Annotated in this window: 13 protein-coding genes; 4 read left to right on the forward strand and 9 right to left on the reverse strand. The window is 69.5% G+C overall.

Annotated elements, in window-relative coordinates; genetic code table 11:
• Positions 1-134 precede the first annotated feature (134 nt).
• The 6 genes from D7Y04_RS10655 to D7Y04_RS10680 all read right to left on the reverse strand — a co-directional run bounded on the left by D7Y04_RS10655 (position 135) and on the right by D7Y04_RS10680 (position 10,917).
• On the reverse strand, positions 135-3,611 hold the full coding sequence (locus D7Y04_RS10655) for a PD40 domain-containing protein (RefSeq protein ID WP_121759138.1): 3,477 nt from the start codon (positions 3,609-3,611) through the stop codon (positions 135-137).
• Positions 3,605-4,144, reverse strand: a complete 540-nt coding sequence (locus tag D7Y04_RS10660) for a DUF1318 domain-containing protein (protein ID WP_120575226.1) — start codon at positions 4,142-4,144, stop codon at positions 3,605-3,607. The genes D7Y04_RS10655 and D7Y04_RS10660 overlap by 7 nt, the downstream gene beginning before the upstream one ends.
• Positions 4,141-7,812, reverse strand: coding sequence for a hypothetical protein (locus tag D7Y04_RS10665; RefSeq protein ID WP_121759139.1), 3,672 nt, complete (start codon positions 7,810-7,812; stop codon positions 4,141-4,143). Before D7Y04_RS10665 ends, D7Y04_RS10660 begins: the two co-directional genes overlap by 4 nt.
• A 110-nt stretch (positions 7,813-7,922) precedes the next feature.
• Positions 7,923-8,699: a hypothetical protein gene (locus tag D7Y04_RS10670; protein WP_121759140.1), complete on the reverse strand. Its 777-nt coding sequence runs from the start codon at positions 8,697-8,699 to the stop codon at positions 7,923-7,925.
• A 4-nt stretch (positions 8,700-8,703) separates the two neighbouring features.
• Positions 8,704-8,964 carry a hypothetical protein gene (locus tag D7Y04_RS10675; protein ID WP_121759141.1) on the reverse strand — a complete coding sequence of 87 codons (261 nt, stop codon included), beginning with the start codon at positions 8,962-8,964 and terminating at the stop codon, positions 8,704-8,706.
• Between the two features lie 81 nt (positions 8,965-9,045).
• On the reverse strand, positions 9,046-10,917 hold the full coding sequence (locus D7Y04_RS10680; RefSeq protein WP_121759142.1) for a DUF4091 domain-containing protein: 1,872 nt from the start codon (positions 10,915-10,917) through the stop codon (positions 9,046-9,048).
• A 169-nt stretch (positions 10,918-11,086) separates the two neighbouring features.
• Here D7Y04_RS10680 and D7Y04_RS10685 point away from each other — a divergent pair, with 169 nt between their 5' ends.
• Complete coding sequence (locus D7Y04_RS10685; protein ID WP_199749639.1) at positions 11,087-13,258, forward strand: BTAD domain-containing putative transcriptional regulator; 2,172 nt, start codon at positions 11,087-11,089, stop codon at positions 13,256-13,258.
• Positions 13,259-13,272: 14 nt separating this feature from the next.
• Here the strand turns inward: D7Y04_RS10685 and D7Y04_RS10690 are convergent, their stop codons facing one another.
• Together D7Y04_RS10690 and D7Y04_RS10695 are read right to left on the reverse strand one after the other, a co-directional pair.
• Positions 13,273-14,196, reverse strand: a complete 924-nt coding sequence (locus D7Y04_RS10690) for a hypothetical protein (RefSeq protein ID WP_120594109.1) — start codon at positions 14,194-14,196, stop codon at positions 13,273-13,275.
• 100 nt (positions 14,197-14,296) lie between these two features.
• Positions 14,297-15,100 (reverse strand): LytTR family DNA-binding domain-containing protein, encoded by an 804-nt coding sequence (locus D7Y04_RS10695; protein ID WP_121759144.1) that lies wholly within the window; start codon positions 15,098-15,100, stop codon positions 14,297-14,299.
• A 205-nt stretch (positions 15,101-15,305) separates the two neighbouring features.
• Here D7Y04_RS10695 and D7Y04_RS10700 point away from each other — a divergent pair, with 205 nt between their 5' ends.
• The 3 genes from D7Y04_RS10700 (at position 15,306) to D7Y04_RS10710 (ending at position 18,822) form a co-directional block, all read left to right on the forward strand.
• Positions 15,306-15,902, forward strand: a complete 597-nt coding sequence (locus D7Y04_RS10700; protein ID WP_121759145.1) for a hypothetical protein — start codon at positions 15,306-15,308, stop codon at positions 15,900-15,902.
• A 124-nt stretch (positions 15,903-16,026) separates the two neighbouring features.
• Entirely contained in the window at positions 16,027-16,632 is a 606-nt protein-coding gene (locus D7Y04_RS10705) for a hypothetical protein (RefSeq protein WP_147477080.1), read from the forward strand.
• Between the two features lie 168 nt (positions 16,633-16,800).
• Positions 16,801-18,822: a hypothetical protein gene (locus D7Y04_RS10710; RefSeq protein ID WP_121759147.1), complete on the forward strand. Its 2,022-nt coding sequence runs from the start codon at positions 16,801-16,803 to the stop codon at positions 18,820-18,822.
• 45 nt (positions 18,823-18,867) lie between these two features.
• Here D7Y04_RS10710 and D7Y04_RS10715 read toward each other — a convergent pair whose 3' ends face one another.
• Entirely contained in the window at positions 18,868-20,250 is a 1,383-nt protein-coding gene (locus D7Y04_RS10715) for an aldehyde dehydrogenase family protein (protein WP_121759148.1), read from the reverse strand.
• Between the last annotated feature and the right edge of the window lie 16 nt (positions 20,251-20,266).

The following is a 20,266-nucleotide window of genomic DNA, read 5'->3' on the forward strand; positions in this document are numbered from 1 at the left end:
CCGACTGGGAGGGGTTTGCCCCCCACGGCGTCCCGTGCCGTTCAGGCCCGGGGCTTCCGGGCTGACACGGTGCAAGGTGCTCCCGCCATGTGCCGCGAAAATGTCCCGCGCGTTTCCGAATGTGTTTGCAGCCGCTACTCGGCCGCGGTCTGGATTTCCTGCGTCTGGGCTGGCTTGTCCGCCGAGGCAGCGACCTTGCCGTCAAGCGCGAGGTAGATGTTGAACCACGCCAGGTACGTGCGCCACGCCGGGTCGCGCTGCTCGATGAGCGTCCGCCGTGCCTGCTCCATCCGCTGGGGCACGTCGAAAGGCATCCGCGTCTTGTCCTCGGATTGCAGCTGCGCCGCGAACCAGAGCACGTCCAGCTGGCCCGCATCGACCGGCGCGTGCGTGCGAGCCATCAGCGAGTCGGAGTGCTCCAACGCCTTGCCCAGCCATTGCGCCGCCTGCGCCGGGTCGCGGCGGTCCACGGCGTTCTCCGCCAGCCGCAGCTCCGCCAACGTCACCGCGCGGATGTCCTCGTCGCGATCCAGTTCGTCGAACTGCTCCAGGAACAGCGCGCGTCGCTGCTCCAGCGCTCGGGCGGCGGCGTCCATGCGCCCGAGCCGCGTCTCCGCGTTGGCGCGCAGCCCCGCGGCGATGATGCGATACGCGCGTTGGACGAACTTCGGCGTGGCGTGCGCCTGCTTCAGCGTGGCCCGCACGGCGGGCGTCGCCAGGTCCCGGTCCACCTGGTCCAGGTCCTCCAGCGCGCGCTGGGGCTGATCCGCGCCCAGTGCCGCGCCGCAGCGGGCCAGCCGCAGCACCAGCCGGTTGCGCAGGCCCTCTTCGTCACGGGGGCCGGCTTCGATGCCGGGCAGTGCGCGGTCGTAGAGCGTCAGGGCCCGTTCGAACCGGCCTGCGGCCAGGTTGTAGAGCGCCGCGCGGTCCATCACCAACGGGATGAACCGGGCCATCTTCGGCACGGACTCCACCGTGGCCAGGGCCTTGTCCGCCGCCTGCGCGGCCTCCGCCTCGCGGTTGACGTGCAGGAGCGCCCGGGCCCGGGCGAGGGCCACCGACAGCCCCGCTCCGCTGTCCGCGTAGGGCAGCTTGTCGCGCTCGTCCAGGTAGCCCAGGGCGATGTGGTAGTTGCCCACCTGCGTGTGCAGCAGGCCCAGCGCGCCGAGGATCATGGCCTTGTAGCGAGCGTTGTTGCGCACCAGGTCCAGGGCGACCAGGTAGTGCCGGTTGGCGCGCTCGGCGGCGGCGGGGTTGCGGCCGCGGAGGAAGTCCTCGTGGTGGATGGCCCCCATGAGGGCCTGCACCTCGCGCTGGTTCTTGAGCTCCTGCCACGCTGCGCGCAGCTCCGCGAGGCCGGTCTTCACCGCCTGGGCGTGGGCGTCGTCATCCAGCTTGGACAGCCGGCGCGTCGTCACGTAGGCCTTCACGAAGTGCGAGAGCGACACGGCCTTGCTCGGCACCTCCGTGGTGACCTCCTTGATCACCACCTCGGGGGCGACGCCCGCGCGCAGGCGCAGGCTCATGGACTCGACGGCGCTCTCCAGCGAGCCCGTCCGCCGCGTCACGAGGTCGAAGTCCGCGCGCGCCTCGTCCATCCGGTCCCGCCCCATGCGGCGGTATGCGCGGCCCATCAGCGCCCGGCGGAACAGCCGCTCCGCCCGTCGCCGCTCCTCGGTGCCGGCCGGTGCGTCGTCGACGTAGAGCGTCGCCAGGGCCTCCATCACGCCGTCGGCGCCCAGGCTCGCCGCGCGCTCGGCGGCGTCCTGCACCACCATGCGGCGGCGGAGCGGATCCGTCTGCTGTTTGTAGAACGCGACCAGGGCATCACGGACGGGGCGGGGAGGGCGCTCCTCGTTCAACGCATTGACGTGGCGGCCCAGCTCCAGGGCGAACGCATACGGTGTCCCGGGGGGCTCCGCCGCGAGTGCCTGGGCCATGGTGGCGTCCGCCTCCACGTAGGGGCGTCCCCGGTACAGGGCGCGGACGGCGCCGCGCGCGAAGTCCAGCTGGTCGTCCTGTTTGAAGACCTTGTTCTGCGAGAGCTTGCGGCCGGCGGCGACCAATGCGTTCCGGTCGTCCAGCTCGCGGTACAGCGCGTCCGCCTGTTCGTACCAGCCCTCCAGCACCGCGCGCGGCGTGGTGTCCGTCAGCTCGGCCGCCTCCAGCTCCTGCCGGGCGAGCGTGAAGTCACCGGATGACTGCGCCAGCTCGCTGCGCACGACGTGACGGTAGACGGCGGAGGGCGGGCTGGGCGCGGCGGCGGGGTCCAGGGCCGCCATGCGTTGGCGTTCGCCCTCCTGCAGCTCATCCACCATGCGGCCCCGGTCGCGCTCCTTCAGGGCCTTCCGGTGGGCGATGAGGATGCGCAACGGCTCCGACAATCCGGCGGTGACGGGGTCGTCCACCTTCGTCATCTGTCGGGCGTAGAAGTCCGCGGCGTCGAAGTCGCCATAGGCCAGGTGGAGCTGGCTCAGGCGCATCATCAACAACCGGCGGAGCTTGGGCCGGGTCTCGAGCAGCAGCCGCTGGCGGTAGAGAATGAGCTGATCCGCGCGCCGGCCCACCATGCCCAGCTCCTCGCTGAGGCGCTTCACGTCCCATTCACCGGGCACCTGGCCACCCAGCGGCAGCTGATACACGTCCAGCGACTGGCCCCGGGAACAGGTCGTGATGAGCGACGCGGCGGTGGGGGACGGGTACTCGCAGTTCCAAGCCTCGCTGGTGAGCTGGTCCGGGCTGGCGGCGGCGGCCTGGGCGGGCGCGTCGTCGCGGTCGGAGGCAAAGGGCACGCGGAACAGCACCCCGCTGTCGCTCGCGTCAATCACTCCGTCCCCGTTGGAGTCGGTGAAGAACTGCACCACGTACAGCGAGCGTCCGTCGCGCGCGAACACCGGCTGGCCCGTCTTCCCCGGGATGTCGAGCGTCAGCGGGACGGGGGCCGCGCCGGGGACATCCAACCGGATGGCCTCCAGGTGCGGCGCCGCTCGCGCGGCGAAGCCCGGCCCCACCTCCTGCACGGAGCGTTGGACCGGGACGTACACCAGCCAGCGTCCATCCGGAGAGATGGTGGGGCTGGTCAGGTTGCGGTCGAGCAGCGGCGTCACCTGCCATCCGGCCCCCAGCGCCACCTTCGACAGTCGCAGGTCTCCCTGGATGGTCGCGCGGCTCACCAGCGCGATGTGCGTGTCGTCGATCCACTCCGCTTGCAGCGCGCTGAGCTCCTCTTCCAGACAGCGGCGCTCCTTCGCCTCTGGCAGGTCCCTCACGCAGAGCTGGCCGCCGGCCTGGGTGCGGAACGAGACGTAGAGCAGCTGCTTGCCATTGGGGCTGATGCGCGGCCACGTCACGTCCGCGCCTTCGTCGAAGAGTCGGCGCTCGCGACCCTTCTCCAGGTCCTGGACGAAGATCTCCGTGGCGATGTCCCGGTTGGACACGAACAGCAGCGAGTTCTCGTCGGGCCCCAGCTGCCCCAGGAACTGGTCGCCCATGCCCACGGTGAGCCGCTCGGGCAGGACCATGCCTCCGTCGTTCTCGTCGTCCTGGGCCCAGGCGCCGCTCGCGAGGAGGACGGCCAGGGCCAGGAACCAGGGGCCTTGGCGTGTCAGCACTTCTTCTCTCCCCAGGTGCCGTCCTCGGCCTCCACCCAGCCGCCGCAGACGACGCCCTCCGCGTGTGCCAGACGCCAGTTCTGGCGCAGCGTCGCCTCAGGCACACCGGGGCGCACGGTCTTCATCCACTGCCACAGCTGGCGCCGGGCGCGGTTCACCCGCTCCACCAGGGCGGCGTCATCCGCGGACACGCGCCCGGCCGTGCACTGCTTCCGGGTGAGCACCAGCAGCCCGTCCTTGCCCTCGCCCACGCAGTGGCGCCGCACCAGGTCATCCACGCGGTCCGCCTGCGTCTTGCCCAGGTTCTCCACCAGCGGCGGGGGCTGGATGCCCAGGTCCTCCAGCTGGTTGGGCGTCAGCGGCACCGGCGTGGGGTTCATGCCCGCGCGCGCCAGCCGCTGCTCCACGTCCTTGTACGAGCCCGCGGCCTGCTCCTCGAGCGCCGTCGCCCGGTCCACCATGACGATCTCCGGCGCGCTGATGCACCCGGAAGCCGCGAGGGCGGCCACGAGCAGCAACCCACGATGTGTCATGGCAGAGCCTCCGGAGGGAACATGGTGGTGATGAGGCGGTCGACGATGGGGCCCAGGGGGATGCCCCGGATTTCATCGATGCTGACCAGCTTGGCCAGGCCGCCCATGGTGATGAGCAGGCTGCCGAATCCCTGCTTGAAGCTCACTCGCACGTGCTCCGGATACCCCAGGCCCAGCGCGTAGCGGACGCGGTTGGTGGCGGGGTCGGTGTGGTGCGGATCCTCCACGTCCAGCAGGTCCAACAGGTGGCGGTTGCCGATGCGCAAAATCTCCGCGCGCCCGTTGATGCTGCGGTCCCTGGCGGAGATGACCATGGCGGCGTTGCCGTCGAAGGGCTCGCCCCGGGAGGACTTCACGCCCGTGGCCCGCACGTGGGCCTCCATCGTGGAGTGCTTGCCCTGCCAGTTCAGCATGCACTGGCCGGTGATGCGTCCTCCGCGGACGCCCATCTCCAGCTGGCTCATGGAGAACACGTTCTGGTTGATGGCCAGGTTGCCCGCCAGCGGCGCGATGGTCACCCACGGCGTGGTGATGCGGTCCGCGGACATGAAGCCGCTGCGCGTGAGCAGCGGGTGTTGATCCGCGAAGCGCAGCATCGAGTACGGATTGACGTCCAGGTCGTTCAAGAGCCGCACGCCGTCCTGGGAAACTTCCACGTTCTCCGTCAGCGGCACGTCGCCGTTGAGTGCCTCCACGACGATGCCGGACTCGGGCATCCGCACGTTCACGTCCTGGAGCTTGAGGCTGGACGTGGTGCGGAAGACCACCAGGTCCGGTGACGCCACGCGGAAGTCCACCGTGACCTTGCCGCTGCCTTCGACCTGGCCGGGCCGCGCGAGGTGGGCCAGGTCCTGCTCCAGCGAGCCCCGGAGCCCCATGCGCTGCTGATCATTGCTCAGGTCGAGCCGCCCCCGGACCTTCAGCAGCGTCTGCGTGCCTCCGTTGGACAGCCGCAGGTCCGGGATGCGGATGACGCCGGTGGGCTTGCGCACGACGGAGAACGACGCCTCCACGTCCTGGACGGGGTAGGGCAGCGCCGGCTTCTGTTCCATCGAGCGGACCTTCACGAGCTGCTTCAGCTCGATGTCCCCCTTCTCCCATTGGTCGGTGAAGGTGGCGGTGCTGTTACTCGACAGGTCCGCGAAGGTGAACCGGCGGTCGTTCATGCTGACGGTGAGCTTCTCCACCGCCAGGGTCGTGCGGACGTTTCGCTGGGCGCCGTCGGCGTGGGACTCGCCCTCCCAGCGCAGGGCGGGGACGTTGATGGTCTGGTCCGCCTGCTTCCAGCGCACGCCGCGCAGGTCCATGTGGGCCTTGCCCTCGAAGCTGGCGGCGCGCGGAGGCATGGGGGCCAGGCGGAAGCTTCCGTCGGAGCCCAGGTGCGTGATGAGGCCGGTCAGGGTGCCGTGCAGTTCGCCGCTCATCGCGAGCTTGGACGGATCCACCTCCGGAGGCACCCGCGCCTTCGCCAGGAGCGGCGACAGGGGGCCCAGCGGCGGGAAGTCGCCCTTCACGTCCATGCGGAGCGCGCGGGCCTTCGGGTTGAACGCCAGTGCCGCGTCGGCGGCGACCTTCAGTCCCTCATGGCCGGTGAGCCCCAGCTTGAGTGAGAGCTTGCGGCGGTCGACGTCGAACGTCAGCGTCTGGTGTTGGGTGCCCGCGTCGGTCTCTCCGATGCGCAGCCCTTCGACCTTCAGGGCCAGGTCTCCCTTGTGCTTCCACTCGTCTCCCTGGGAGCGCAGCGCGAGCGTGGTGCTGGCGGCCGAGATGTCGTCCCAGCCCGGCTTCTTCAGGCTCAGCTCCGTCTGGTGGTCCACTCGAGGCGAGGGCGCGAAGAGGGCCGTCAGTCTGCCCTTGGAGGCCAGCGTCACGGCCAGGTGCTTCCAGGGGAAGCGTGCGGCGACGTCATCCGGGATGAAGGGCCGTGCCATGACGAGGTCCGGCAGCTGGGCGTCCAGCGAGTACGCCACGTCGTCGGTGCCCTTCGTGGCGTCCAACGATGCGTGCAGCGTGCCCACGTCCAGCTCCAGCCGTGCGCGGGCCTTGCTCAGCCGTGGCTCCTCCATCGTGGGGAATGCGTCCGTCACATGGAGCTGCACTCGCGCGGGACCCTTCAGCACCTCGCGGCCTTCGGTGGTGACTCGCAGCGCTTCCACGGGTACGTCCGCCTTCACCGAGAAGGGGGGCTTCGCTGTGAGGGGTACCTGGAGGTTGATGCCCAGGCGCTCCGCCATCGCTCGGTATCCGGAGGCACGGACATCCAGTGCCTCCACCTTGGCGGACAGGGCCGCGTCTCCCGCGACCCTGAAGGGCGAGGAGAGGTCGGGCCGCAGCTGATGCCCCGTCAGCTCGCCGGAGGCCTTCGGAACGCGGAGCGGTGTGGCGCCCCCGACGTCGAGCCCCTGGAGCGCGAACGCGAGTTTGGCGGCCAGTCCCTGGGGGGCATCTGGGGTCGCCGTCAGCGAGATGCGTCCATCGCCCAGCTCCACCTTGAGCGCCTCCTGCACGAGGAGAAGCTTCGCCACGTCGACGTCCAGCCCGAGCCGGCCCTGAGCTCCCAGCTGGGGCATGTCGCTGAGCGTGACCTCGCGGGCCTCCAGGTGCACCTTGCCGCGCTCCAGGGAGAAGGGACGCAGGTCCTCGGGGATCCATCGCAGCAGCCGTCCGAGGTCCACGTCCGCCAGGGCCTGTGTCAGCACGGGCGGGACTTCCGACGCATCCGGAAGCACCAACTGGGCCTGCACCTCGGCGCTGTCGGTCAGCTTCGTTCGCTCAAGCTCGATGGTGGTGTGTTGCTTGCTGGCGTCGAACTTCGCCGTCACCACGCCGTGCAGCAGCGAGCGGAGCGTGAAGCGCGGATCGAAGGTCTGCTTCGCGATGTCCAGGTCCACCTTCACGTGCGCGGCGTCCGTGCTCGCTTCCACTGAGAGGGCCAGCTCCAGCAAGGCCTCCGCGGCGGGCGCTTCACGGTTCAGCGTGAGGGCCAGCGGCTTCCCGGCCTTGCCGAGGTCCACGAGCAGCTTCCAGCTCTTGTCCTGGGGCTTCGCTTCGATTCCGGCTTCGAGCCCGCGCAGCGACCAGCGGTCCACCACCGCGCTGTTCTGGACGCGGACATAGGTCAGCGACACGTTCGACAGCTCGATGTTCGAGACGGGGAACGGGGAGGCGAAGAGGTCCGCGACCTGCTGGGAGGTTCCGGGGGACGCTTCATCCACCGGTTCCGGCCCCGGTGGTCCGGTCAGGTTCGTGAGCGACGTGGTCCCTTTTTCATCCGCCACCAGGACGACGTTCGCGTCGCGTACCGCCACCCGCTCCACCCGGACCGGTCCCTTCAGCAGGGCTCCGAACGACCACGCCGCCTCCAGCGTGCCGACGCGCAGGAACTCGGGCGCGACGTCCTGGAACGGCGGCGGGGTCCGCACCACCAGTCCTTCCAGGCGCAGGCCGGAGAGCACGTCGATCCGCGCGGTCTGGTAGTCCAGCCGCACGCCCGAGGCTTCTTCCACCTGCGAGACGACGTGCGGCTTCAGCCAGGGGTGGTCGAGGTTGTGAAGCGCGGTCACGACCGCGATGAGCAGGAGGACGATTGTCGCGAGGAGGATCAGGCCCGCGCCCGCGATGATTCGCGTCAACCGCCGACGAGGCCGTTCAGCACCGGGGGAGTCCATGATGTTCCGTCGAGGCGACCGGCTCGCCTCCTCCTACCATGCGACGGAATCAGGCTTCAATCCGCGCATGCCTCGCGAGCCGGGCGGCGCCGTGCACCCGGAAAAACGCTTCAACCGAAGCTGGACGGAGTCATTCCCGCAGTGCCACCCGCGAGGGGTTTGTAGGGGAAATAGAGGTTTCGCACGAAGCGGGTGAACACGTGCTCCTCGTTCCACCGCTGGCGGGCCATGCCGTACACGCCGGGGGCTCGCAGGTCGTGCGCGGAGACGCCGGTGACGAACTCGCGCTCGCTGTAGATGGCGAAGACCTCGTCCACCGCCGCGCGGCTTCGGTAGGTGCGGAGCATCGTGCGGTAGATGAGCTCGCTCTCCTTCTGGGTGAAGGCCAGCCCCTGGATGGCGTGCGCCATCTCATGGAAGACCAGGTACTGCTCCGACTCCAGCCGGTCCTGCTTCAGCGCGATTCGTGCCCGGGGCCAGTCCGGATGATCCCAGAACAGGCCCGCGGTCTGGGGGGACACGGCCCGGGGATAGCCGTACTTCGTCAGCGCGTGTCCGGGGGGAATCAGCTCCAGCGTCAGGGGTCTCGCGGCCTCCAGGCGGGCGATGAGCTGGAGGTTCCCGGCGAGCTGCCGGATGATCTCCTCCTGCACCCGTTTCACCTGCGCCGCTGGGGCGCCGTACGGCTTGAGCTCCAGCTTCGCGCTCACATAGGCGCGGGCCCGTGCGGGGCCTTCCGCGGGGGGACGGCCTCCGCGTGACTCGAAGACATCGCCTCCCTCCAGCAGGGTGAAGGCGCTCAACGGTTGCTTGAGTCCGACCTCCGCCGCCAGCGGGGTGACGTCCGGCGTGGAGCCGTCCAGGGTCTCGTAGCGCTCCGGGGCCATGGGCTCAGGAGCAGGTCTTCGCCTGCTGCTTGCAGGAGTCGGTGCAGGCCGGCGTCTGCGTGTCGAGGGTGAGCCGCTCCGCGTTGCCCTGCACGGAGTCCGGCGGCTGCCTCGATGCGGGCCGGCCGCGCGGCTGACAGCTGTTGAGACACGCTTCGTACTGGGAGCGGCAGGACGGCGTCATGTTCGACGTGTCGAGCGTCGCGCAGCTGGTCAGCAGGGACAGGGCGGCCGCGAAGAGGGTGATGCCACGGACGAGGTTCATGCCCGGAGTCTAGTCGGTATGCCCAGGGCCTGCGCTCGCGGGTGGAGTCCGCATCCGGGAGAAAAGGGACATGCCCTCGGACTACCTCGCGACGCGTGTCCTGCGAATCCTGCCCAGCGCCCAGGCCGCCCACAGCAGGACTCCCGCCACGGAGACGCCAGGGGCCGCGCCGCAGCCGCCCGCGTTGCCTTGCCCGCCCGGCTCCCCTGGACCGCCTGGAACCTGCGGCTCCAAGGGCATGGAGACCGGCGCCCCGCCCATGCGCGGGGCGGTCGGGTTGCCCAAGGTCAGCTCCCCGTAGCGCTGGATGAGCCGCAGCCGCGCGCCATCGAACGCGGCGCCGTCATCCGGTACCTGCCATGCGTTGGGAATGAGCTCTCGCGCCACCTGGTGCGCGAAGGCCGGGTCGCCCGCGTCGCTCACCGCCTTGAGCCATTCATAGTCCTGCATGCCCTGACGGATGAGCTTCAGGCGCAGGGAGGCCACCGGCACGTCCGTCCGTCCGCCGATGATCGCGGGCGTGCCCGGGTAGAACAGCGTCCCGTCCCCGTTGCCATCGAAGTGGTACTGGTCCGTCCACGCCGTGGGGAGCATGCCCGCGGTCTCGTAGTACAGCTCGCCCTTGCAGCCGAAGAGGAAGGACAGCCACTCCATCGCGCGGGCCTTCGTCGAGGGGCGGTCCACCATGTACGACGGCCAACCCGCCCCCGGCTGGTTCTGCGGCACGGAGACGCTGGGCGCGCAGCCGTGGACCGCGCAGCTTTGATACATCCACAACTCCGTTCCAGGCCGCGAGAGGAACTCCACGTACGTCGCGGTCTGGTTCCCCACGAAGCCCGGATCCGTGCCCTCCAGGTGGTTCACCATCGGAACCATGATGTCCACCAGGGGCACCAGGCCGGTGGGCTTCAGTTGGCTGGCGTTCGTCGTCAGCAGGGTGCGAAGTCCGGGCGCGGCCTGCCGCACCAGCGTTCCGGCGGCCTGCACCTGCTCGTAGCTGATCCAGATGGGCGGCTCGTCGCCGATCAGCGCGAAGGCCCGGTCCAGCCAGCCTCGCTCGCGCATGTGCCCGGTGAAGGCCGACAGGCCGCCAGCGGTGAGGGGCCCTGTGTATTCCAGGCTCGTCATCCTCGCGCCGGACAGCCGCGTGGGCGCGGTGCCATCCAGGCTGGGCCCCCACGTCGCGTCGAAATCACTCCAGGCCTTGGGCCCGGACCCGCGCAGGTAGAGCCGGGGCTGCGTGATGCGGTGCTCCAGCGCCATCTGCTGGTAGCGCACGAGGAACGGTTGCAGCTCCTCGTGCGAGCAGTCAGCGCGGCCCAGGTGCGCGAGGCACACCTGGGCCGGCGACAGCGAAAACGCCGAGGCCAGCGAGGACGTGCCTGGCATCACCGCTTCCACCACCGTCAGCCTCGCGGTCACCTGCCGCTGGAAGCCCCCTTCCGCCTCCACCGTCACCGTGCCCGTGTAGTCGCCGGGCGGCGCGTCCTGGGGCACGTGCACGTCCACCCAGACGGCTCGCGCCTCGCGCGCGGGCACGTCGAAGGGGAAGGCATTGCGTTGCTCCCTGGCGATTTCGTCCGTGTCTGGCACCAGCCCGTCCGGCCAGCGCCCCACCGGCTGCCCGGGCTCGGAGCCCTGCCGAGTGGTGATGTACGCCTGCCGGTACAGCGTCACGTCCGGTCCCGTCAGCGTCGCGGGCCCCTCCAGCGCGGGCAGGCGGGCTCGCACGCCCCTCAGGCCCCGGTCACCGCCGTGCAACGCCACCTGGAAGGAGACGAACTCATTGCGCGCGGCGGTGAGTCGTACCTCGGTGCTGCTTCCTGGCGCGGTGTTGTCGGGACGGACCTTCACCATCATCCCTTCGCCCCACACCGCGGGCTCGGCCGCGAACACCGGCCAGGCCGCGGACAACGCCAGCCAGCCGAGTCCACACTGTCGAAGTGCCAGCATGGGGAATGGATGCGCACGGGCCGTGTGCGGCTCCAGCCTCCCGGCTGTTCCGTCACCCGGGCCCACCAGCGCTCCCAGGCTCGGATGCCGGAGGTCGGCGCCATGGGCAGACACGAGCGGCCATCGACGGCTTGCTTCCACGTCTGGTCGGGTAAGGTGCGCGCTTCGCATGACGGCGCGAGGCCTGGGGAGACTTCCGGTGGATGGCAGGGAATGGCGGGTGCGGGTCCTGGGGCTGGCGCAGCTGTGCGGCCCCGACGGTCAACGCGTGAGGTTGGAGCGGCGCACCGCGGCGCTGCTGGCGTGGCTGGCATTGCAGGGCCCCTCGCCCAAGTTCGCGCTCGCGTCCCTCCTGTGGCCGGATTCGCCGCCCACGACCGTGCGAAGCAACCTGCGGCAGTTGCTGCGCCGACTGCGAGTCGCCACGGAGGATGCGCCCCTGGTGGAGGGCGACGCCGAACGGCTGGCATTGGTCTCGCCCGCGTCCGTGGACGCCGCGTGCCTCAAGGCCGCCACGGAGGCCCGTGCCCATGCGGAGGCCCTGGCGTGTATGGACTCCGAAGGCAACACGCTGCTGGCTGGCTTCGACTTCGATGACTGTCCGGAGCTCGCGCGCTGGCTGGACGGCGCTCGCGCGGGCATCGAGGGATGGGTTCGCGAGGCGCGCGAGGCCCGCATCGCCCAGCTCACCGCCGCGGGCGATTGGACCGCCGCCCTGGGGCTCGCGCAGGCGTGGGCGCGGCAGGAGCCCGAATCCGAGCAGGCCGGCCGCCACCTCATCCGGCTGCACTACCTGCAGGGTGACCGGGGAGCAGCGCTCGCGACCTTCGAACACCTGCGCGACGTGCTGGACCGGGAGCTGGGCGTCACCCCCATGCCGGAGACGCTCGCGCTGGTGCGGGAGGTGGAGCAGGCCCCGCCGCGCTCACGCTCCGTTCCAGGTGCTCGGCCTTCGCTGCCTCTTTCAGTGCTGCGTCCTCCGGTGTTGGTGGGACGGGACGCGGCGTGGCGGCAGCTGGAAGCCGGCTGGGAGGCGGGCCAGTTGTTGTTCATCTCCGGTGAGCCCGGCAGCGGCAAGACGCGGCTCGCGGAGGAGTTCGCGGCCACGCAGGGCCGCTGGGGACGCATCGAGGCGCGAGCGGGAGACCGGGACGTGCCGTTCGCCTCCCAGGCGCGCGCCTTCCGCACGCAGCTGCGGCGCTGGCCGGACGTGAAGCTGCCGGACTGGGTGCGCACCGAGCTGTCGCGCATCCTCCCGGAGCTGGGAGATGCGCGGCTGCTGCCGCCCCTGGCCTCCGAGGCCGGCACGCTGCGCTTCTACGACGCCATCGTGGCGGCGCTCCAGCTGCTTCACGAGCACGAGGACATCAGCGTCGCGGATGACGTGCAGTACTGGGACGCGGCCAGCGCCAGGGCCTTCACCTTCGCGCTCTCCCGGCTGGCCGACACGGCCCCTCCAGGCGCACGCAGCCTGCGCTTCATCGACTGCTATCGCCGGGGAGAATTGTCGCCCGAGACGCGAGTGCACGTGGCGGGGCTCGTCGAGGCGGGATTGGCGCGCGTCGTGGAGGTGGACGCGCTGACGGACGAGGACGTGAAGCGCATGGTGGCGGGCATGGGACTGCCGGGCGCGGAGGCGCACCTGGAGGCCCTGGCCCGCTACACGGGCGGCAATCCCCTGTACGTGGTGGAGACGCTGAAGCACCTGCTGGAGACGGACTCGCTGCACCGTGAATGGCCCCAACGGCTGCCGCCTCCAGGGCGCGTGGGCCCCCTCATCCAGCGGCGCCTGGAAGGGCTGTCTCCGCTGGCGCTCCAGTGCGCGCGGCTCGCGGCGCTGGCGGGGGCCTTCTTCCGGACCTCGCTCGTGGCCGGGGGACTCCAGGTGATGCAGGCGGAGGCGCATGAGGCGCTCGCGGAGCTGGAGGCGGCCCAGGTGCTGATGGGCGAGCGCTTCAGCCACGACCTGGTGATGGAGGCGGTCCTGGCCGGGATGGGGCCCGGAGAGGAGCGCGTGCTGCACGCCCGGCTCGCCTCGGTGTTCGAGGAGGATGGCGCCCCTCCCATCCTCCTGGCACACCACTGGCTCGGAGCTGGACGGACGGAGCGGGCACTGCCCCACCTGCTGGCGTCCGCTCGCTCCGACGAACAGGTCCTGCCTCCCGAACTGGCGGCGGAGCACTACGCGCGGGCCGCGTCCCTCATGCTGTCGCTGGGACAGCACGAGGACGCAGTGCAGGCGCGGGCCGCCGAGGCGCGCTGCCGGCTCCAGGCCACTTCGACGGGAGTCCTCACTCCTGGGCCACCAGCAGGCCCAGGCGCTCGCGGTCGCCGCGGCTGAGCTTCAAAGCCGGCTCAGGCGCAGTAGTACGTCGGGGCCAACTCCAGCACGCGCTGCTCCGCGAGAGGGGAGAGCGCGCGCAGGCGGGAGAGGAAGAGGGGGGCCTTCATGCCCATCCCGATGAATCCCCAGACATATGAACGCTCCTGGGACTCGGACAACTGCTGGCGTTCGTTGGGCGTGAACGTGCGCCCCACCGCCTTCTCCAGCGTCTGGAGGTCCAGCGCGAGCTGCGCGTTCAGGGTGCCGCGCAGCGCCTGGAGCAGCTCCGAGTATTCGGTCAGGGCCGCGTCCAGGGCTTCGGGCGCCTGGGCGAGGATCTTCTGGGCCTCCAGGAAGTCCAGCCGGGTGTGCTGCGCCTCTTCCAGCCAGTGGTGCTTGAGCAGGTTGCAGAACAGCGGATCCAGCGTCTCGTCTTTGTTTCCGCGAACCGTTTCCTGGTAGTGCTGCTGCGTCATCAGCTCCATGTGCAGGTTGAAGATCAGCACGCCCAGGTTCGACTTCGCCATGATGGCCCGGGCCACCTCCACCTGGTTGTCGAGCAGGGCAGGGGCGACCTTGAAGCCCTTCGCGAACACGCCGGTGAAGCGCGCGAAGAGCTGCTGGTGCTTCAGCTCCTCCTCGGTGAAGCGCAGCAGCGCCCGCATGTGCGTCGCGTTCCCGTGAAGCTCCAGACCGGCGCGCTGGGCGGCCAGGGCGACGGCGTACTCCTCCAGGAACAGGAACAGGTGCGCGTAGCTGTTGGAGCGGATGTGATTCAACATCAGCCGCTCCTCCGCGCTCAGGAAGGGGATGTCTTCCGTCCCGGTCAGCGCATCCGAAAGGAACCGGTGGCTGAAGTCGAGCACGGTGTCCTTGGGCAACAGCTCATCCAGACGCCAGGACACCCGTTCGGAACTCTGGATACAGGACTGGTACTCCGGGGTTTGATTGAGCATTGATGAATCAAACGGGTTTCCCCGGCCTCGGGTCAATGGTTGGGACTTCATTCCTACTCACCGCGGTGGGTCATTCCTGCCTGGGATTGGGTGAGAAGGCTCACCCCTGGGCCAACAACAGGCCCAGACGCTCGCGGTAGCCGCGGCTGAGCTTCAGCGTGGTGCGGTCGCGCAGGATGACCTGGTACTCGCCATGGAGCAGCGGGCGCAGCTCCTGGACCCGCTGGAGGTTGACGAGCGTGGAGCGGTGGATGCGCACGAAGCGCTCCGGATCCAACCGGGCCTCCAGCTCCCGCATGGGCTGGCGCAGGAGGTGGCTGCGCTCGCCCACGTGCACCTGGACGTAGTTGTCCTCCGCCGCCATCCAGTCCACGTCGTCCACGGCGAGCAGCGTCACCCGTCCCACCTCGCGGATGACCAGCCGGTCCAGGTAGCGCGGGGCAGGGGAGGGGACGGGCAGGGTCCTCACGAGGCCCGCCAGCTGACGCACGAGTTGCTGGAGGCGCCCCCTGCGCACGTGCTCCTTCGCCCGGCCCAGCACCTGGGCGAAGCGCTCGGGGACCCGGGACTTGAGGAGGCAGTCCAGCGCGCCGGCCTCGAAGGCGCGCAGCGCGTGTTCTTCTTTCGCGGTCATCAGGACGACGGCGCCGGCACACGCGCTTCCCGCTGCGTGCAATACCTGGAAGCCGTCCAGGTCCTCCAGGTCCACGTCCAGGAAGAGGATGTCCACGGGCTCGCGCCGCAGGGTCTCCACGGCGGCGCTTCCCTCCGAGTGGACCGCCGCGACATGCACGTCCGCATCCGCCTCCAGCAGCGGCAGCACGAGCCGCCGCGTTTCGGATGCGCCTTCCACCACCCCCACCCGGATGGGCACGGACTCGAACAACGCGTCTTGAAGCTCCATCGTCTTCCCCCAGCCCCTCAATGCCAGCTCACCCCTGCCCTGGAGCGCTTCGTCCCATGCAGGGAGCGGCTCACGGCAGCGTGATGGTGCGTGTCTGTCCATGCCGGTACTTCTCCAGTCACTCCGGTCCGCCGGAGTGGCGGCCGCCCCGTGGGGAGCGCGGGCTGGTTGCCTGGCAGTTCCCTTTCGCTGTCTGGAGTCAGCCATGATGCGTCGATTCATGTCGTACGTCGTTCCGGCCGCGCTGTTGCTCGCGGGCTGCGGTGGTCCCGAAACCCTGGAGCAGCCGGCGGAGACTCCCGCCGCGCCGGCGGTGGGTACGACGAAGCAGGGGCTGAGCAGCGTCACCATCAACGACTTCCCGCTCGCCTTCTTCGTGCCGCCCAAGGTGTCGGGCGACGGAGACTTCGCGGGGCACGGTCCTCAGATGGACATCAACTTCGAGCTGCAGATCCGCAACTCCAACGAACTGTGGATCGCCATGGTCATCTGGGGGAGCGAGGTGCCCGGCACCACGGGCGTCCACGGGGAGCGCTTCTACCACATCGCCACCACCGCGAGCCCCATCGTGAGCGTGTCGCCGTCCCCATGCCCCGACCTGAACTTCCCCGCGTGCGGTCCGGAGTTCGAGTTCCACTACAAGGACACGGGGCACTCGCAGGACGCGTTCGGGTTCCCGCAGGTGCCCGGGAACACGCGCATCGTGCAGAACCTCACCTGCGTGGGTGACACGTCGGGCGACGAGGCGGGAACGAAGACGGGGTGTTCGGCGATCTTGCATGACCTGACCATCACCTTCTGATGGCAGGCGTGACCGCGGCGTGACTGGCGTCCAGACTCCTGGGTCTGGACGTACCTGGCCATTCGCGGCGGCTCGCCCCTGGGAGGGATGGGGCAGGACCTGGTGTGTCGGCTATGAAGTCGCCATGCCCAGAAACCTCGTTCTGCCTTTGTTCGCGCTGCTCGCGTTCGTCGGCTGTACCCACCAGGTGCGGCCGAGCCCCGCGCCCATGTCCAACGCGGGGACGCCGCTGGCGCTTCGCGCGCGCTACTTCATCTCGCCCGAGCAGAAGGCGCGCATCGACTCGGACAGCTACTTCGTCCTGGGCGCCGGGCACACCTGGAACATCACCATTGGCGAGGGGCTCACGCGCAGCTTCCCGCAGATGCTGGGCACCGTCTTCCAGTCCGTCCAGGAGGCTTCCGGCCCCGAGGACATGGGAGACGCGGACGTGCTCATCGTCCCGGAGATCAATTACTTCGACGTCAACGGCGGTGGCTTCGTGTCGAAGTTGAAGCTGACGGTTCGCTCCCGGGGGACCCAGGACGCCGTCCAGGTGAGTGACCTGATCGAGGGCGAATCCCAGAAGAGCAAGGCGGCCTCGGCGTGGCTGGGTGGGGCGTCCGCGGGGCAGGAGTCCTTGCGGCAGTCCACCGAGATGGCCTTCGAGGACGTGATGCCCAAGGTCGCCACCCGCCTGCGCGAAATCTTCGCCAAGACGCAGGCCAAGGCGTCCCCAGGCGTGCTCTGACCCAAGTCTCCAGCGTCAACACACGTGAACACTCGAGGGCCCGGAACCCACCGTTCCGGGCCCTTTGTTTTTCCCAGACACGCTAACGCGCTGCGTATTGAGACCCCGGAATCCGGGGCCTACAAGGTTCCTTGTTGTCAAAGTGCCAATAGGCGCTGGAGGCCGTGCATGAGACTGCGATGGAGCCGTACGTGGGCGTGTCCGAGTTCGCTGGTCCTCTTCCTGGTCAGTGCCGGGGCTGCCGCCGATCCCCTGCCGCTGCTGGAGACCACGGCGGTGCGGTCGCCATTCGTGGCGGCCTGCAATGGGAAGCCGGACTCCACGCCGCTGCCGGTGGACCCGCGCACGCTGGTGGTGCCGGGCGTCAACAAGCCAGGGGCGGCGGTCCAGTTCAACGCGTACTGGGTGGACCTGCACAATCCCCCGGCGCCGTTCGTCTCCACGCTGCCGCCCAATCCCACGACGTGCGGTGAGTTCCGCGCGAGCGTGGCCCGGGGGCGCAACAACATCGAGACGCGCGCCTACTTCCAGCCGTTCACCACCTCGCTCGCCTACTACAACATGTACATGCTGTGGGGTTACCTCATCCGCCCCTCGGACTTCGACGAGCAGGTCATCAAGCGTTACGGCATGGCGAAGGCGCCGTTCCGCAATCCCTACCCGCTGCCGTGGGAAAACCCCAACCTCACCAATGGCGGCAGCGGCCAGCTCCCCCTGGGGCTCGTGCAGGAGCGGGACTCGAACGGGCGCTTCACGGGCGCCATCTCCTCCAGCTGCTCCGGGTGTCACGACTCGCGGCTGGGGACGGAGCAGGAGGCCGGCTTCGTGTGGGGGCGCTCGAACGACGCGCTGGACGCGGGGTTGATCCAATCCGACTTCTTCCGCTCGACGGGCGTAGGCACCGTGCTGCAGCTGGCGCCCGTGCCGTGGAGCGTGGGGCGCGGCACCAGTGACGCCATCGGCATCGTGGACCTGCTGCCCGCGCTCTTCGACATGGACTCGCTCGCGCTGGCGCCCAGCCTGCTCGAATACTTCCCCACCCACGCGGGCGGCCAGTCGCGCGCGCCCAGCTGGTGGCACCGCGCCTTCAAGACGCGGCAGTTCTGGGATGGCGCCCTCACGTCGGACAACGTCCGCTCGGAGATGGCCTTCAGCATCGCGAACCTGGGGCGCACGCCCGCGCAGCGCCGGGCGATGACCGTCGAGTTCGAGGACAACGACAACTTCTTCATCTCGATGTCCCCCCCCACGTACCCCAAGACGGTCAACACCGCGCTCGCCGAGCAGGGCGCGGTGCTCTTCCACGAGAGGGACCTGTGGGCCAACGGCGCCAACGCCAACATTCCCAAGGCGCCGGGCAACGGCTCCTGCGCGTCCTGCCACGGCGTCTATTCGCCGCGCCACGCCGCGGACCCGGCGTACCTGCCCGACCCGCGCCTCAAGGGCGTGGCGGGTGTGATTACGCCCATTGAGGTCATCCGTACGGACCCGGCGCGCAAGGACCTGATGGCGGACATCCGCAAGCGCAAGGCCTGGAACACGTCCTTCCTGGCCTACAACGACGAGGCCCCCAACCACGGCCCCTTCTACGACGACATCATCACCAGCGCCCTGCGGCGGGTGCCGCGCAGCGCGTATGACAACGGCCTGGGCCCCGTCTATTCACCCGTGGGGCCCAACGAGTGGCTCAGCCCGTTTGGCTACATCGCGCCGCCGCTCTATGGCGCGTGGGCCTCCGCGCCGTTCTTCCACAACGGCAGCGTGCCCACCCTCTGGGACGTGCTGAAGCCCACGGACCGGCCGTCGGTGTGGAAGCGCCTGCAGACCTCCGCCAACATCCTGGGGACCAACGCGGGCTACGACGCGAGCTACGCGTCCTACGACTTCGCGAAGCTGGGCTGGAAGGTGTCGTCGCTGCCCTGCGCCAACTCCCCGTCCAACGACCCGTTCATCCCGTGCAGCGAGGAGATGGCGACGGCCGACGTGCTCTTCGCGAACATCGCGAACCTGGTCGCCAACTACAACTCGCTCGCCTACCAGTCGCCGCCGCCCATCACCCAGAAGCAGATCCGCTCCCGCATGATCTTCAACACCCACTTCTACGGGATGGGCAACGAGGGACATGACTTCACCCAGTCGCTCACCGACCCGGAGCGCTGGGCCCTCATCGAATACATGAAGACGCTGTAGTCAGAGGGGAAGGGGGCGCGGAAAGTGACCGCGCCCCCTGGCCCGTCACAGGAAGCGGCGGAAGAGGTCCAGCTTCCCCGTGTAGGGCGGGTAGCGCAGCTTCATGTCCAGGATGAACGGCCGCTTCACCACGCTCTTCTTGTGGCTGAAGGCGTCGAAGCTGGACTGGCCGTGGTAGCCGCCCAGGCCGGACTCGCCCACGCCGCCGAAGGGCATCCCCTCCGCGGCGAAGTGGACGCACACGTCGTTGGTGACGGCGCCGCCGCTGGACGTCTCCGCGAGCACGCGCTCGTTCACCGCGGCGTCCCGCGCGAAGGTGTAGAGGGCGAGAGGTTTCGGGCGGGCGCGCACGAAGCGGATGGCGTCGTCGACGTTCTCGCAATCGACCAGCGGGAGCAGGGGGCCGAAGATCTCCTCCTGCATCAGCGGACTCGTCAGGGGCGCGTCGATGATGACGGTGGGGGCGAAGAAGCGGCTGGCTGCGTCGCGCTCTCCACCGAAGGCAATCTCTCCATGGGTCGCGAGCGCGCTGACCCGCTCGAAGTGGCGGGCGTTGACGATGCGGCCGTAGTCGGCGCTCTTGCTCGCGTCGTCGCCGTAGAAGCTCCGCACGGCCTTCTGGACCAGCGTCGTGAAGCGCTCCTGGAGGTCGGAAGGAATGAGCACGTAGTCCGGCGCGATGCAGGTCTGCCCGGCGTTGACGTACTTGCCCCAGGCGATGCGGCGCGCGGTGATTTCCAGATCCGCGCTCCGGTCGACGATGCAGGGACTCTTGCCGCCCAGCTCCAGGATGGTGGGCGTCAGGTGACGGGCCGCCGCTTCGGCGACGGTCCGGCCCACCTGGGGGCCTCCGGTGAAGAAGATGAGGTCCCACCGCTCGTCGAGCAGCGCGCGGCTCTCCTCCACGCCGCCCTCCACGACGGAGACGACCTCGGGCGGGAACGCCTCGCCCAGCATCTTCGCGAGCACGCGCGAGGTCGCCGGCGCGTGCTCACTCGGCTTCAGCACGGCGGTGCAGCCCGCGGCGAGCGCCCCGATGAGCGGCGCCAGCGACAGCTGATAGGGATAGTTCCAGGGCGCGATGATGAGCGTCACGCCCAGGGGCTCCGCGTACTGCCAGGCCCGCGCCGGTTGGATGACGAGCGGCGCGGAGCCCTTGCGTGGCTCCATCCAGGCCTTCACGTGCTTGAGGGCCGTCTTCAGCTCCCCGTAGATGCTGCCCACCTCCGTCAGGTAGGCCTCCTCCGGGCTCTTCGAGAGGTCGGCCTTGAGGGCGGCCAGGATGGCCTCCTCATGCCTGCGGGCCGTCGCTTCGAGCGCCCGCAGCTGCTCCTGCCGCCATTTCAGCGGGAGCGTGACGCGGGTTTCGAAACAGGCGCGCTGCCTTGAAACGAGTGCCTTCACGTCATGCTCCCGCTGATTCCTCATGGGGCGACCTCTTGTG

Source organism: Corallococcus sp. AB038B, assembly GCF_003668955.1.
GTDB lineage: Bacteria > Myxococcota > Myxococcia > Myxococcales > Myxococcaceae > Corallococcus > Corallococcus exiguus.

Coding starts and splice junctions, on each gene's coding strand:
- D7Y04_RS10660 (WP_120575226.1), bottom strand. CDS start 4,144: ATGACACATCGTGGGTTGCTGCTCGTGGCCGCCCTCGCGGCTTCCGGG.
- D7Y04_RS10665 (WP_121759139.1), bottom strand. CDS start 7,812: ATGGACTCCCCCGGTGCTGAACGGCCTCGTCGGCGGTTGACGCGAATC.
- D7Y04_RS10670 (WP_121759140.1), bottom strand. CDS start 8,699: ATGGCCCCGGAGCGCTACGAGACCCTGGACGGCTCCACGCCGGACGTC.
- D7Y04_RS10675 (WP_121759141.1), bottom strand. CDS start 8,964: ATGAACCTCGTCCGTGGCATCACCCTCTTCGCGGCCGCCCTGTCCCTG.
- D7Y04_RS10680 (WP_121759142.1), bottom strand. CDS start 10,917: ATGCTGGCACTTCGACAGTGTGGACTCGGCTGGCTGGCGTTGTCCGCG.
- D7Y04_RS10685 (WP_199749639.1), top strand. CDS start 11,087: ATGACGGCGCGAGGCCTGGGGAGACTTCCGGTGGATGGCAGGGAATGG.
- D7Y04_RS10690 (WP_120594109.1), bottom strand. CDS start 14,196: ATGCTCAATCAAACCCCGGAGTACCAGTCCTGTATCCAGAGTTCCGAA.
- D7Y04_RS10695 (WP_121759144.1), bottom strand. CDS start 15,100: ATGGAGCTTCAAGACGCGTTGTTCGAGTCCGTGCCCATCCGGGTGGGG.
- D7Y04_RS10700 (WP_121759145.1), top strand. CDS start 15,306: ATGATGCGTCGATTCATGTCGTACGTCGTTCCGGCCGCGCTGTTGCTC.
- D7Y04_RS10705 (WP_147477080.1), top strand. CDS start 16,027: ATGCCCAGAAACCTCGTTCTGCCTTTGTTCGCGCTGCTCGCGTTCGTC.
- D7Y04_RS10710 (WP_121759147.1), top strand. CDS start 16,801: ATGAGACTGCGATGGAGCCGTACGTGGGCGTGTCCGAGTTCGCTGGTC.
- D7Y04_RS10715 (WP_121759148.1), bottom strand. CDS start 20,250: ATGAGGAATCAGCGGGAGCATGACGTGAAGGCACTCGTTTCAAGGCAG.